This is a genomic window from Dolosigranulum pigrum ATCC 51524, assembly GCF_000245815.1.
GTDB lineage: Bacteria > Bacillota > Bacilli > Lactobacillales > Carnobacteriaceae_A > Dolosigranulum > Dolosigranulum pigrum.
In genome coordinates this window covers 1,107,161-1,122,257 of sequence record NZ_JH601103.1, presented here as the reverse complement: position 1 = coordinate 1,122,257, position 15,097 = coordinate 1,107,161, and the positions used below count along the sequence as shown (strand labels likewise).

Sequence of the window (15,097 nt, the reverse complement as noted above, 5' to 3'; positions counted from 1 at the left end):
ATTAAATAAAAATAAATTAAATTTCTACCTATCAATTTAAATAAAGGAGCATTTTATGATTAACTTACTGGCCATGATCATCGCTTACTTACTCGGATCGATTCCAAGCGGGATTTGGATTGGAAAATTATTTTACGGAAAAGATATACGGAACTACGGTAGTGGAAATTCAGGAACAACGAATACCTTTCGGGTCCTTGGCGTGCCAGCTGGGATTGCTGTCTTCATTATTGATACCGCAAAAGGAGCGATTCCTGTCTTACTGCCATTGGTGTTAGCAACGTCGGTTCATCCTCTTTTATTTGGTTTAGTTGCTGTATTGGGTCATACATTCCCAATTTTTGCCAATTTTAAGGGCGGAAAAGCTGTCGCAACAACAGCAGGTGTTGGCTTAGGAATCTATCCTGTCTTTGTTCTCACTATGGCTGCTGTCTTCGCTACTATCCTGTTTATTAGCAGCATGGTAAGCTTATCGAGTATGTTGACAGTCGGAATTGCTATTCTTGCTAGCCTCTACATTGGTGACACGATTTTTACTGGAACAGTTGTTGTCTTATTTCTCATCATCGTTATCCGGCACAAATCAAATATTAAACGAATCCTAGACGGCACCGAAAGCACCGTCCCCTTTGGCTTACGAAAAGACAAATAATTCAAACTATTAATGCTAAACTTAACTTATACGACTATTATGACGTATCTCTCCTTGTTTTACATTGCAATGCATTATCGTAAAAAGTTTAACACATATTGAAAAGATATTAGGTAAAAAATATTTTCTATTTTCTATAATGTATAATGGTTAAAATAGAAAAATGGGCGTGCTCAACATGCTAAATCAGATAAACTACCTATCAGTACTGATAAGTAGTTTATCTGATTTTTAATAGTGTTAACGTCATAAGTGTAACAGCTCAAACGGAGGCTGAATATAATATAAATGAAGAGAATACATTTGACACAACAGATCATGAAGAATTTCTAACAAATAATCCCGATATAAAATCCATGGTTGAATCAATAGATGCTTATATAATTCAACAGGAAGTTATGGGAATTACTGTGGAGAGCATGACCGTTGCTTTAAAGGATTTACAAACCCCGCTAGTAAACCTTGTAATAGAGCATTTGTAAAAAGATTATTACCTATCGTTCAGCTAAATAACGGTAAACTGACATATAAAGCTAACTATGCTCGAGCCGCCATGGTCTTGTTTAGCAAAATGATGTAGCTCAAGAATTGACCCCTATAAACATAATAAATAACAATATATACACTAATCCCAGCATAGTAAACACGTGAAAAATAATGATGGGAATAAAAAATATTTTAACCTCTTTCTTGTTTTTTACAACACTATATATGATTATTGCATTTAAAATGATCAAAAAACTAATAATTAATAATATTATAATCTTGTTTTCCGTAAGAAACACATGATACCCCCCTTTTTTATTATGTATAGATGATAACATTTTTTGTGAAATTTAATACTAAAAAGCCTCGGGACAGGAAGTATGAAGTGAATTTTTTAGAGGCTTTTTAGTGATAAATCGAGTAGGAGACTAGCCACTAATTGACTAGTCTCCTACTCGATTAAATTTTATGATCTTTATCCTTGTCTGATTGATGGACTCTTCAGCACATAATATTAGTAATGATAAAATTAGCACATTAGTAATAGAATGAGTACTTAACTAATACTATAATTATATTTTATTTATAACTATCATAAAAAGCTTCTTTCACCTCATCTCTCAACCCATCAACTAACTCTTCAATAAAAAAATATACTTTTGTATCATACTCGATAAAATCTTTTAATATCTCTTTTTTCGTTAGCATCCTTGTTACATCAGTGTATCTTTCCATCTCATCATCTGGAATATCCTCACCATTTTTCTTTCTCTCTATAAACAAAGCTGTTGTTTCTCTATACTCATCTAGTATGGCTGATGCTTCTTCATTATTAGATACTTGTTTCAAATATTTTTTGTAATTCTGAAGCATTTTAGATTTTCGAAATTCAGTTAAAAACTCCTCTAACATTCTCTTCTCTCCTCTAGTAACTTTATGACCTCAAAATTATTATAATATAGCGCAATGAGTTGTATTTTTTTATCTTCTATGGATTGTTGGACAAATCATTGTTTTTAAAGTACATCCTGGATTAGTATGTCTAGTAGATGGTTCGATTTTCCCAAATGATGGTGGTTCTATACATGGATTAACACCTCCTAAACCTCCTACAGCATTTTTTGATATTTGCTTGTCAACAGTATGAAGGGTTACGCTCTTTACGTTTAAATCAAACATATCTTTCATTATTTTTCCTTCCTCTCTTATACTCATTGCGCTACACTAATATTCTAACTTCACTTTATATCTAGCAAATCTTACACAGTCTTCTACTTTGTTATACATCAAGTAATCATAAAAAATTCCTTGAAACACAGGGATAAGTTTAGTGATTAATAGTTATCAAGGTTGTAAACTAGGCTTAATTCTCAATCATATCCTCTTGGTCTATCAAATGTGAAAAAATATCTATGGTAACGGTATCATTTTAGTGCAAATTTTAATTGACTTCTTCCGTTAAAGTGGACAATTTAAACTGATCAAAATGATACTCCCTCTTAATTTCTTTACAAACTAAAGTTACGACCCTATTGATACTCGAATAAAATACTTTTTTATCATCTTCCTTCATGATCACCTTTTAATAAAAGTAACTCACTTCCTGTAATCTTCACAGCTAGTAGAAGTAAATAGATTTTAATCTTTTTACCATAACTGGCCTTAAAAACAATTTGCTGTCAAAGACTACTATCCACTAAAATGACTATCAATATTTCAATATAAAAAGTATAGTTTTCGTCTATTTTTCTGTATTTTAAAAATTATTGGTTTCCATTATTGTTCTTAAATGGAGCTGGACAAATCATTGTTCTCAGAGTACATCCTGGATTTGGATGTCTGGTGCCGCCAGTATTTCCACCTACACCTGATCCATAGCCGGTCATAACAGTATTACAACCTGTTGTTGGGACAGTTAAGTTCTGCCGAGAAGAATTTTCTCCTATCGATTTTATTGTTGCACTTTTAATATTTAAATCAAATAAATTCCGCATTATATTATCCTCTCTTCTATTCTAATTTTTGAATATTTTCATTAATTTCCACATAATTTTCATACTGCTGAGATACATCTTATAGCATTAATTCTAAACCTTTTCTATCACACTTATAACTACATACGATAATAAATACACTGACACCAATGCTATACTCATAGATATTCCGAATTCCCTAAAAGAAAATGCTCCTTCTGTAAAAAAATGTTCCTGCACCCCCCAAACTAAGTTCCCTATTTCTACATAAGAGAACGGATTATACTGCATCCAACTTCCTTCCACTCCTAATACATTCACTATGGGAAGAAACAAAATCGCAAGTGAAATTATTATCATCGTTATAAGTTCTTCCTTAAACAATACATTAAACAACGTAATCAGTCCCGTTATCAATAGGTTAAAGAACCATAATATCAACAGACACAAGGTTAATACACCAAACACAGGGATGATTCGATAGTCTTTATTCCAGGTCCCACTCCAAAACGTTACTGTTGTTGCTGAAATATCACCAAATTCATTCAACATGCCATAAATAAATGTCACAACTAAAAACATACTAATCTCAAAAATGGTAACTAGCGTACCGTGACCAATAGCTGTTTTAACAGCTTCCCTTGACTTGTATTGGGGTAACACTTCTAAAAATGACTGATGTCTTTTTTCAGACAAAGATAAATGGCTACTAACAAGTAATGTCACCAACAATGTGATATGCCAAGTATATCGTCCTATAAAAGTCCAACTTCGAAACACGGAGAAAAGTTCAGTGAGCATAGTAATTGAGGTTGTAAATAGAGCTTGATCTTCAGTCAATCCCTCTTGGTCTATCAATTGTGAAAAAGCATGCTCCTGATAGCGGTACCATTTCAGTCCAAACTCTTGATTATCCTCTTCCGTTGCGGTGAATGATTTAGCCCAATCAAAACGATATCCCCCTCTTAGCTGGAATTGCTCATACATATGAGACAAAAAAATGTCTACTACACGATGTCTGGCTTCAACATATGTTTGATAGTCCTCCTTTATTAGGCTATCATACGCTTTAAGACTGGCGTTCAATCGTTGCTCATATAAATAAGCTTGTTCATCATCTTCTCCATAATGTTCTCTTAAAGAAAGTTTTTCACTTTCCGAGATCTGCGCATCTAACTCAACTGTGTACAGTTCACTTTCTTTACTATGATCATCTTTGAAAATAAATTGCCACCATAAACCGCCTACTAACAATACAACCAACAATAGTTTAAACCGAAAAACAGGTTTTTTCCATAGTAATTTTAATTCAAATAGACTCATAGTTCTCACAAATCCTAACATCCAATTTTCTACATAACAAAATAAATATTCTGCTCATATTATCATCCTCCTTTCTATTCTAACTATAGTATACTATTTTATTTCATAAAAAGTAACTAAAACAATCATTTTTTTTTAATAATTTTATATGTTTATTTGTGAAATAACATATTTACTTACCTAATTTTTAATTTTACGTAGGTATCTCTGTTAATAATACGAAGTAACAACTTATACATTTGATTTTCAGAAATGGTACTATTTTTTCCAATTCTGTTTACAAACATGTGTAAAATAGATCCTATAAATTTTCTTTTACTGACTGTTTTTGGTTCTAAATTTGCCATTTGAGTTAGTATCTTTCTACATTCGATTATATTCTTTCTTACTTCATAAACTTTTTTATTCTGTCTATCACTAATATATTTTTTATAAACTTCCTGTGTACTATCTGCTATCGGTTCCGTATTATCAATAATTGATTTCAATATTTTTTTACTTTCTACTAAATCACTTTTTGTTAACTCATTCAAAATTAATAACAAGCACTTAATACTAATATATATAATATCTTCTTCTTTACATGACAATAACTGAATAATTAACTTAGATTCTGCAATAAAATATTGTTCGACATATTTGTATAGTTTTTCCCCACCATATCGATTTATCTCTGGTAAAAAATTATCCGTTGTATATCTGAAAATTACTCCACTATCTAAATAACCTAATTTTTCTACAGCCTTTAATATTTCTTCAGTAATTATAAATTTTTTCTCTCCACAATTTCGAATACGGAGGCGCAGATGGAAAATCGGATCCCAATACCTAATAAAGAAAAAATCTTGCTCTTTCAATATCTTAGGTAACATTTCAGATAAATTAATTAATATCTCATCAGCATATATTTCTCGTGTATATAAATTGAGATATACCGTATCACTGTAATCTATCATTCGTACACTATCTTTAGGTAATAACACATCTTCATCCAATGTCTCAATGTAATTACAACTATTCTTTTTACAAATTGAGAAAACATATTGTGAAAAATGATATCCCTGGTGTTTTTCACAATCATATTCAAATCCTAATTCTTCTAATATTAACACTTTATATTTTTTAAGATTCTTATAGAAAATGTGTAGAAATCTATTATTTTTTAAATACAAATATTGTACATCCCCAAACTGTTCTATTCCAACATGATCAGGTAAGCCTTGTTCCTCCATGTATCTATAAAATTCATTTTTAAATAGATTAAAATTTTTTTGGCTTTCTTTTGAAAAATCATCTATCAATACCCTATATTTAGCTTTAGATATAACCATACCCTTATACGTAATTCTAGGCATATAGTTGCTATTTGAAATAAATTGATTAAGTAATGATTGATAGGGTTTAGCAACAGAAATATATATAAGCATTAAAAATTTTTCAACACGAGAAAATCCTGAAAACAAATTTACCATATTATTTAAAATAGGGAGCAAAATTTTCCCCTTATACTTTAAATATATTTCTCCGTTGGATAGACCAACTAAAATTTTATTTAAAGGGATTTCATTATTTACATTCACAGTATTACAAGTTATTTTTGGAATAGAACTTTCCACACTAGTAAAAAGATTGTTGATCTTACCACTTTTATCACTTAATGTCGTAATTTCTGCTTCTATAAATGGATGATTGTTGAGATATAAATTATTATCGTATTTTATTCGCAACTTATTATCAAACATATAAGCAAAACGACCCATTAAACTTTCAACTCTACACCCAGTTAAAGTGTGGTTAATAATAATATTTTCATTACACTCATCTAATGATTCAACAATTAATGTATAATCTACGGGGGTATTATTTACATATTTTCCTAAAGTATTTAATATCTCATCATTAATTTCTATACTCCTTCCTGAATTCTTATTAAACCAATTCAATATTATATTGATTCTTTTCGATAGATACTCGTCTTCTTCATTATATCCTGTAAAGACCAATTCTTTCATAGCATTTTCTGAATACAAAAATTCTAATAGTGGAATCTCATCATTCATCTCATAATATTTATTGAAATAATTAACAATTTTTTTGATTCCCGAATTTTCCATAATCATTGTACAGAAAATATTTATTTATTTGTTCTAATTGATCTATCTTTTGTTTTACACCTAATAATAATGAAGTATCTTTGCAATCTTTTGTATCAACATGGAAGTAATCTCCTTTAAAATCAGATAGTATGTCATCCATCATTCGCCTTATATCATCTATCTGATATAACGAATTATTTTCATTTATTCTAATAATTATTGTATTCAGAGACAACAATTTTTCATATATAATCTTATCAGTCAAGTTGTTTTTGATAAAAAAATTAAGTATTCTATCTAAAGAATTAATAAATGGTGGCTGCGGTTGAAGATTGCTAAATAACAATTTTTCTTTCATTAATTTTTTGAGATATCTTATCACATCTTCTCTACTAGCATTGTATTTATTTAATATATGTTTTATTAAATTTTGAACAGACATAGAATTATTTCCCATAAGATTAATAATATAACTTAATAGCGGTGTTAATTCTATAATTTTTGATTGGTTAGCATCTTTGTTATTCAATACTAACACAGAATTATTTTCAAATAAGATTTGTGGTGATATTTTCAAACTCAACACTTCAAATATATCCAAATTTTTTTCTAGTGAACTGATCAATTTTGATATCCACTGCATATTAATATTTAAATACATCTTTGTCTTCATCAAATTATATGGAACACTATTCTCTTTTTTATTTTCTGAAACAAAAATCCCTCTACCTACACTCGCAAATTTTCCATATGGAGTAGGTCGTAACGCCGCTCTAGAGGCATAATTAATAAGCGATTCATGTGTTTTTATGGACTGTTTAGTTCTATTCTTATCGTAATTACTGATGGCCTCTAATAAATTATTTGATGTAAACTTGATCGCTGTAACTAATCCTGGTAATTTCACTAATTCCCTTATTTCTTCTTCACTTTTTATAATATCATTAAAATATTTATCTATAGAGAGTAATGCCGTCCTTGTATAATAGGTCTCATTTATCATTATATTTGCCTCCTAAGTAACTATTTTTTTTAAATGTATAACATTATCATCTTTCTTAATTAAATGTGTTTTATGAGTTATTACAATTACTATATTCTCCTTTGCCAATTTTCTCAATTCATGATCTATTACTTTACATCCTTTCTCATCAATCATTGAATTAGGTTCATCAAAAATATAGATACTAGCTTCTTTGAATAATGTTCTACCAAATGCAATTTTCTGCCATTCGCCACCTGAAAAGTCTCTCGCTCCTTCAAACCATGATCCTAGCTGTATATCATTATTTTTTGATTCCCATTCAATAAAGTTTAACAATTCTTTGTTCAGTATCATATCTAAGCGATCTTTATTTTCTTTTTCTTTATAATCACCAAAAAATATGTTCTCTTTTAATGTATTTTCATACCGCTTAAAGTTTTGGAATAATACTGATGATTCTTGCTTTAAAATATCTGATGTTCTCTCACATACACGATTATTGATTACAATATTACCGCTATCTGGTTTATACAAACCAGATATTAATTTTAATAGCGTTGTTTTTCCACTTCCATTATCTCCTATTACAAAATACAATCCTCTCTCTAAGTGTAAATTGAAATTTTGAAATACTGGAATATCATCTCTAAAAAATGATATATTTTTCAATGTTATTGATTTTATTTTTTGATTGTACCGTACCTCTTTATCATTACGTTTATCTTTACTAATATTTAATACATCAATAAGTTCGTCAATATAGTAAGAATTTTTCTCCAGTGAAATAATGTTTCCGCTTAATTCTTTGCTAGAATCAAGAATCTGAAATGTCATTTGAAGCATCGCTACAATAGATCCCACTAAAATTGTTCCTATGATAGCCTCCCTAAGTAAGTGATATATCACTAATATAACAAGTAAAATATTAGCTAGCTCCGGGACGAACGATATCTTTGAATCAAATTTAAATAATTCTTTTGTGTCTTGAATAAAAGATCCAACATTTTTTCTATATTTTTGAATTAAATATCTAGAAAATTTAAATATTTTATTTTCTCTAAAGGCATCATCTTGTGTGAGTAAAAATGTAATATACCAATTAATTTTCTTTGGTTCAGTTTGCTTTATACTAACTCGATAATGTTCCTGATTAATTCTAATATATAGTTTATAGAACAAAAATGGAAAAATAAGTACAGTAATACCAATAAATATATTCCATTGAGAAATATATATTACTGATATGATAATAGTTACAACAGTTGTTAGTGTATTAATAAATATTGTAATGTTAGATACAAATACTCCCAGTGAGTTTTCCATAGCTCGTCGAATCTGATTCTGAAAATCATGCTGTTCAAATTGAAACAAAGTCAAATTCTCCGTTGATTCCATGATATTAATAGCAATCTGATTTCCAAGTGTTAATTCCATCATATCACTAGCAAACGAATTTATTTTCGTAACAATGTATTGTAATAAAGATACAGTTAAATATATCATAACAGCTACATTCAAGTCACTTACCGTAAAATTAGTTAATGAATTCAAAATATATCGTATGAAAAATATGTTAAAAAAAGGAAATATTGCTATGATAATAGTTGATATCCCATACACGTACATGTATACAGTACTATAATTCTTCAAAATATCATAATATTTTTTAATTTGATTAATCACCATTATCCCCCATCTAATATCCCAAAAAAGTATCTATTTTCAGTTTTTTTAAATTTTCAGCTTGTAAGGCGATAATAAAACTTCCTAGTTCTCCTTGCAGAAATGAATAATCTTCTATTGAACTGATAACATCAATCATCATATTAGCTAGTTCTTTTGTGAATATTTCATTATAATAATTGAACTTGTTCATCATTGTATATATAATTCCAAATGATCCATGACAAATAGAATTATTTTCAAATAATACATCTTTCTTAACTGAATTAAATAATTGGATTATATTCTCTCTCACATTTTGTGCGTTTTCTTCTTTTCCTAATAACTTAAATCCCTTGTACACCAATGTTGAAATGCCTACCATACCCCTACACCATGTAAATGTAGACACCTCTTTTATCTTATGTTTCCAAATTAACGTAATTTCATCGTTCCAATACCAATAATCATCTGTATATTTTCTGCTACTCATATATATCAATAATAAGCTATCTATAGCCTTTTTTATACGTTCAATAATTGAATCAAAATATCTATTCTCCTTATTTTCTTCATAGAAATCAATAAGAAAAGATAGTAGTCCTGCTAATCCATGACTCAGTCCTAGATTATATGTAATTGATGTAGCATTTATGCCTATCCCATTTTCTATAAAGAAATAAGCTACTCTATCATGCATAATTTTATCAACAAATTTTTCTGTTTCTAGAACCAATTTTTCAGTAAGTGCTAATAAATCATTTGCATACTTTTTTTCTCCTAACAGTACTTTTCCACAACCTATTAGTCCTCCATAAAGTTCGTAGTATACAAAAGTCTCTAAATGATTATTCTTTTCTATGATTTGAGAACACTTGTTTAAAGTATATTGATAAATCATATCTTCATACTCAGTTAACTCTGTACGTTGTTTAAAATATAATCCTACTCCGCTTATCCCGTCAAATATTCCTGGATAAATTGGATTATTCTTCAAATTATGCCATAAATATTTTAAGACTTTCTCGCGTTGATCCATATAATCAATAGTTGATAAATATTTTTGTTCATGGATTATATCCAGTAACAATAGCTTCCCTACATTACCGTTGTTCAAAGAATAATCATTATCGTGTATATTATTAAGTATCAATTTAATTTTTTCTCTCGTTTCCTCAGTATTTCCCATTATTTCCCCCCCTATTTCTTCTCAATTTCTTTGTTTAAAATAAGCAACTCCATATAGCATCCCATAAATAGCTGTGACAGTGAAGACTATCGACCACCAGAATTCTTTCAATGAGAAAGAACCTTCTGTAAAAAAGTAATGCTGAACTCCCCAAACGACATGACCAATCTCTACATAAGAAAATGGATTATATTGAAACCAACTAGCATCTACTTCTAATGTATTCACCATAGGAATAAAACAAATGAATAATACTACCACAAATAAAGTAAGCACTTGATTATTGAACAGTTGATTGAACAGAGCAGTTAATGCTGTAATTAACATATTCAAGCCCCACAACATAGCTAAACATAAGGCGATCACCACAATTAATGACATGAAACCACTACTACCAAACCGTCGAATAGTTACAGATAAATGCCCAAAAGAATAAACAAACGTATAACTTATCAAAACTAATATTAGTAATAGTATCTGAAATATTGTAACCACTACCGCATTACTGACTGTAGTAGCTATTGTATGAACTGCTTTAGATTGTGGAATAATTTCTGTAAATGACTGGTGATTCTTTCTCCCTTCTAAACATGTCTGGCTAACTAAAAACAGTGTCACTAAAAAGACTGCTAACCAAAAATTAATAAACTGAGGGCTCTCTCCTAAAAACAAACTCCGTACCATCATCGTCGTATGCTTACCTAATGCTTCAGGTTGTGATATTGTATCTTGAGCCAATAGTTGCTCCAATGAATGAGCTGTCGCCTGATACAGCTCCAAACCTAATGCCTCAACTTTATCAGTGGTTGCTGCTTCAAATGCAAAGTTATCTAGCACATTTGACTGGGCCCAATTTAATTCTTCAATTGCTTGTTGATGGGCTTGAAGAAATTTATATCTCTTTTGAACAAATGCCCGATAATCTTTCCTTTGAAGAGCTTGACTTTGATCTTCAGCCAAACTAGCTAACTGTATCATCATCTGTACATCTTTATTATTTTCTCCGTATGTCTGCATCATTTGATTGGCACTCGCTAAGTAATAATCTTGAGAGAGTTGATTAGATTCTATAATAGCCAATTCTCGTTCAGACAAATCTTCTATCATTACAAAAAATAATCCACACGTCAGCATCACTATCGTAAGTAACTTAAAGCGAAATAGACGTTGTCGCCACAAAAGTTTCCATTCAAAACCACTCATACTTATCCCTCCCTAAACTATCACAACTTAAATAATAGCCTTTTGGTTACCCGTAATTTATGTATCACCCAAATAATTAGTTGCAGTATTAAAACGTAACCAATAGATATCCCTAATTGTTTAGTTATATCTATCACTAAAGATCCACTTTGCTGATGAAAAACAGGATAAAGTATACTATGACTATATGGTAAATAATTAACCCATGCACTCGTAAAAAATATCGGTAAACTAACTAAAGCAATAAAGATTAATGCTGAAAAAATACTATCTTGCAGTATTGGAGTGACAATAAATAAGAACTGATAAGCTAGCGCTGTCGCAACTAATGTCATCAGTAGTGACCAAGCAATGATTTGCCAATTTGCCAGTGCAATATAGCTATCTCCTTGAGAAATTAAGTAAGGATGTTGCCAGACATGGCTATTCACTGCCAAAGAATAGCCTAACAGTACTAACAATATCGCTAGTATGGGTAACATAAAATAAACAACTACTGTATATCCATAGTAACTCATATGTCGTATAAATAATTTTTCAGGAATAGCTTCCAATAGCGTTTGCTTTAATTGATGACTAACTAATAATTCACTACTGAGCAATGCATAGATAAACAGTCCACCACCTAGCCCCAATAGAACAACTATATTTTGAACAACTATATTATTGGATGCATAATCACTGATAAGTAATTCATGATCTGATAAGTATTGTATGATAGTCTTGTCTTTTTGTATACCATCAATACTTTCTAAATACTCGTCTGCTAAATAGCCTAACAACTCATCTGCTTGTTCTCTTAGGACTATGCGCTCATCAATTGCGGCAGGTAAGGAACTAATATTTTTATCTACTTGGTAAATTCCGCGTTGTCGATTATATGTGCTACGATATCGCGATATAAAGTCAGATCGCTCATCTGTCAAAGCCTCACTATATTTCAATTCTGCCTCTAATTCTCTCACTTGATTAATCGCTTGATCTAATTCATAATAGATCTTGCCTTCTTGAAATAACTTAAAGTAACCCACTGACAACAACATACTGCAACAAGCCAACGCTAGAAATTTCCACATCAAGTGCTTCTTTAAGAAATTCTTCCAGTCCAACTGTATGAGCTTCATCTTTTTATACTCCTTTGCTAATCGGGCACATTAACTACCTATCATATAATTCTCTAAACAGTTTATGACAACCTTTCGTCCCCAATTTTACTTCACCCACTCTGTCTAAGTGAGTTGTCAACCATCTAAATATTTCCTCTAACATGAACTCATCGATCAATGGTACGTCAATATATAGACTATCATTATCAAACTGAATAGGAATATCTGTAAATGTATCTATAAAAGACTTCTGGTGAACTTCATCACTGAATTGCACTGAGAGCATCTCACGTTGAGATATCGCTGGTTCATATCTAAATGCCAACTGATGATCTTTCATAAAATAAACGACATCTGCAATCTGATCCAAATTTTCTAATAGGTGAGAAGCAATAAGCATCGTCGTACCTTTCTCTTTTAATTTAAATAAAATATCAGAAATCATATCAACATTATCTGGATCTAATCCATTCATCACTTCATCTAACAGTAAATACTGAGCTTTTGTCACTAACATAAGTGCAAAACAAACTCTTTGGCGCATGCCTAATGAATAAGATTTAATTGGATTATCACAATAAGATGACATATTCAAGGTTTGGATGACAACCTCTACATGCTCTTTTTCTACTTCCCACAAGCTAGCGTAATACCTCAAATGATCTCTTGCGGTGAGTTCATCATATAAATCCATTTGATCCGGCATTTTCACAATTTGACGTCGCATATAAATCAAATCAGTTTCATAAGTATGGCCATCTAAATTAATGTCTACTTCCGGAGCTGACAGATGACCTGAAATCAACTTGATAAAGGTCGATTTTCCCGTTCCATTTGGTGCAACTAAACCAATAATTTGTGGCTTTGTTAATTCAAGCGATATATCTTTTAAGATAAGATTTGTTCCATAACTAAATTCTGGTATCGTAATATTCATTTGTTGCCTCCCCTTATATAAGTTATATGAGATTATTTCTCTAATATACGCGATGAAGTAATTAGCTATATTATCACATATTGATTTGCCCATGCGTATGATTTCCCAAATGTAATCGCTATATTCAATCTTATTATATCATAAAAATTATTTGAAAGTTAAGTATTTTATGTTTATTATTTATTTTTTATTTTTTTAATTTCTAAAAACTCTAAACAAGATACATTAACTAAAATTCATTTAGAGTTCTCTTCAATATTTTTATTTCACTATTCCCCAGTAATATATCTACAAATTTACCGTTAACAGCAACATTATCTCTTTAAGGAATTTATCATAAACATGGCATAGAACTCATCATAATATAGTATTAATTTGTTGAAAGCGTTTTGCTTTATTGGTAAAATATACATAATAAATTATATATGCTCAAGGGAGATCATATACAGCATATTGACATATTGTTCTCAACCAAAGGAGGAAAATTAATGTTTAAACTAGTCAGAAAGTTTACAATCGTTATGTTAGTTACTTTAATAGGAATGTTTTCTGCAGCTCAGATTACCACTATCAGTGTTCATGCTCATGAGAATAAATATAATATAGAATCGTCGGAAAATATTGAAACTACAGAAGAAGATATTGCTGAACTTAGAAGTACCTTGGGAAGTGTAGAAGCATATATAGATATGGATGGAGATCAATTATTTAATGAAGAACTTGCACGTCAGAACAATGAAAGTCAAGAAGTGATTGAGGCTGGATTAACTTATAATGACATGATACTAACTGAACAAGGGGCTCTGACTAGTAGAAGCATTATAGATTATGGAAATTGGTGTGGACCTGGGGATAAAGGCTCCCCTCCTATCGATACACTTGATCGACAGTGCCAAAAACATGATAAATGTTATGAGCAAAATGGATGGGGAAATACAAAATGTGATATTAATTTTGTTCATAATATTGCCTCTAATTTTGGAAGTATAAAAGGAACTGGAGCTCAAGCTTATGCAATCGCTGCTATCATGACTTTTGCAGCTAAGGTCGGGGGTACCACAGCATTAGCTATTCAATACCCAATATTAGCGCCGTTCTTACCATAAGATAAGTATGTCTGAAAATAGCAAGTAGGTGATTCAAATGACTATCAGCAATTTGACAAATAATTGGAAAAACATGAATGGATTAAGTCGTACAGCTTTTGTAGCTGTTGGAACGCTGGTACTAACAATCATTATTACAGTAACATTAGATATAGGATTTGATTTTAACCTTCTCTCATGGACGCAATTGAACGATTTATATTTTCTTTGTTTAGGATTATGCATTATTGCTCGAGAATGGAAATTAATGATCTCGACAATAATTGTTATTAGAGTAATGTTTGCCCTTGTTGTTGGAATTGGTATGATGATTCCTTAATGGCCAGATAATCTTAGACAGTATTTTGCTAAACTACATCACACAAAACGTTAATTGAAG

General features: G+C 30.5%; 14 protein-coding genes. 3 read left to right on the top strand and 11 right to left on the bottom strand.

Going from position 1 to position 15,097, the window contains the following annotated elements; all coding sequences use genetic code 11:
* Window positions 1–55: 55 nt before the first annotated feature.
* The gene (plsY, locus tag HMPREF9703_RS05200; RefSeq protein WP_004636169.1) at window positions 56–652 is read left to right on the top strand and encodes a glycerol-3-phosphate 1-O-acyltransferase PlsY; all 597 of its coding nucleotides are present in this window, start codon (window positions 56–58) and stop codon (window positions 650–652) included.
* Window positions 653–1,717: 1,065 nt separating this feature from the next.
* Here plsY and HMPREF9703_RS05190 read toward each other — a convergent pair.
* The 11 genes from HMPREF9703_RS05190 to HMPREF9703_RS05145 form a co-directional block, all read right to left on the bottom strand.
* Entirely contained in the window at window positions 1,718–2,050 is a 333-nt protein-coding gene (locus tag HMPREF9703_RS05190) for a YlbF family regulator (protein WP_004636168.1), read from the bottom strand.
* A gap of 69 nt (window positions 2,051–2,119) precedes the next feature.
* Complete coding sequence (locus HMPREF9703_RS05185) at window positions 2,120–2,326, bottom strand: hypothetical protein (RefSeq protein WP_004636167.1); 207 nt, start codon at window positions 2,324–2,326, stop codon at window positions 2,120–2,122.
* A 575-nt stretch (window positions 2,327–2,901) separates the two neighbouring features.
* Window positions 2,902–3,132, bottom strand: coding sequence for a hypothetical protein (locus tag HMPREF9703_RS08960; RefSeq protein ID WP_004636166.1), 231 nt, complete (start codon window positions 3,130–3,132; stop codon window positions 2,902–2,904).
* 93 nt (window positions 3,133–3,225) lie between these two features.
* Window positions 3,226–4,434, bottom strand: a complete 1,209-nt coding sequence (locus HMPREF9703_RS05180) for a hypothetical protein (RefSeq protein WP_004636165.1) — start codon at window positions 4,432–4,434, stop codon at window positions 3,226–3,228.
* Between the two features lie 176 nt (window positions 4,435–4,610).
* On the bottom strand, window positions 4,611–6,548 hold the full coding sequence (locus HMPREF9703_RS05175; RefSeq protein WP_040376822.1) for a lantibiotic dehydratase: 1,938 nt from the start codon (window positions 6,546–6,548) through the stop codon (window positions 4,611–4,613).
* The gene (locus HMPREF9703_RS05170; RefSeq protein WP_004636163.1) at window positions 6,517–7,533 is read right to left on the bottom strand and encodes a lantibiotic dehydratase; all 1,017 of its coding nucleotides are present in this window, start codon (window positions 7,531–7,533) and stop codon (window positions 6,517–6,519) included. The genes HMPREF9703_RS05175 and HMPREF9703_RS05170 overlap by 32 nt, the downstream gene beginning before the upstream one ends.
* A 12-nt stretch (window positions 7,534–7,545) precedes the next feature.
* Complete coding sequence (locus tag HMPREF9703_RS05165; protein WP_004636162.1) at window positions 7,546–9,198, bottom strand: ATP-binding cassette domain-containing protein; 1,653 nt, start codon at window positions 9,196–9,198, stop codon at window positions 7,546–7,548.
* A 13-nt stretch (window positions 9,199–9,211) separates the two neighbouring features.
* Window positions 9,212–10,366: a lanthionine synthetase LanC family protein gene (locus tag HMPREF9703_RS05160; RefSeq protein WP_004636161.1), complete on the bottom strand. Its 1,155-nt coding sequence runs from the start codon at window positions 10,364–10,366 to the stop codon at window positions 9,212–9,214.
* A 21-nt stretch (window positions 10,367–10,387) separates the two neighbouring features.
* Complete coding sequence (locus HMPREF9703_RS05155) at window positions 10,388–11,569, bottom strand: hypothetical protein (protein WP_004636160.1); 1,182 nt, start codon at window positions 11,567–11,569, stop codon at window positions 10,388–10,390.
* 20 nt (window positions 11,570–11,589) lie between these two features.
* Window positions 11,590–12,693 (bottom strand): hypothetical protein, encoded by a 1,104-nt coding sequence (locus HMPREF9703_RS05150; RefSeq protein WP_004636159.1) that lies wholly within the window; start codon window positions 12,691–12,693, stop codon window positions 11,590–11,592.
* Between the two features lie 34 nt (window positions 12,694–12,727).
* Window positions 12,728–13,612 carry an ABC transporter ATP-binding protein gene (locus HMPREF9703_RS05145; RefSeq protein WP_004636158.1) on the bottom strand — a complete coding sequence of 295 codons (885 nt, stop codon included), beginning with the start codon at window positions 13,610–13,612 and terminating at the stop codon, window positions 12,728–12,730.
* Between the two features lie 488 nt (window positions 13,613–14,100).
* On the opposite strand from HMPREF9703_RS05145, the gene HMPREF9703_RS05140 reads away from it, so the two are divergent.
* Both HMPREF9703_RS05140 and HMPREF9703_RS05135 read left to right on the top strand, forming a co-directional pair.
* Window positions 14,101–14,718, top strand: a complete 618-nt coding sequence (locus tag HMPREF9703_RS05140; RefSeq protein ID WP_004636157.1) for a phospholipase A2 family protein — start codon at window positions 14,101–14,103, stop codon at window positions 14,716–14,718.
* Window positions 14,719–14,755: 37 nt separating this feature from the next.
* Window positions 14,756–15,037, top strand: a complete 282-nt coding sequence (locus HMPREF9703_RS05135) for a hypothetical protein (RefSeq protein WP_004636156.1) — start codon at window positions 14,756–14,758, stop codon at window positions 15,035–15,037.
* The last annotated feature ends 60 nt before the right edge of the window (window positions 15,038–15,097 follow it).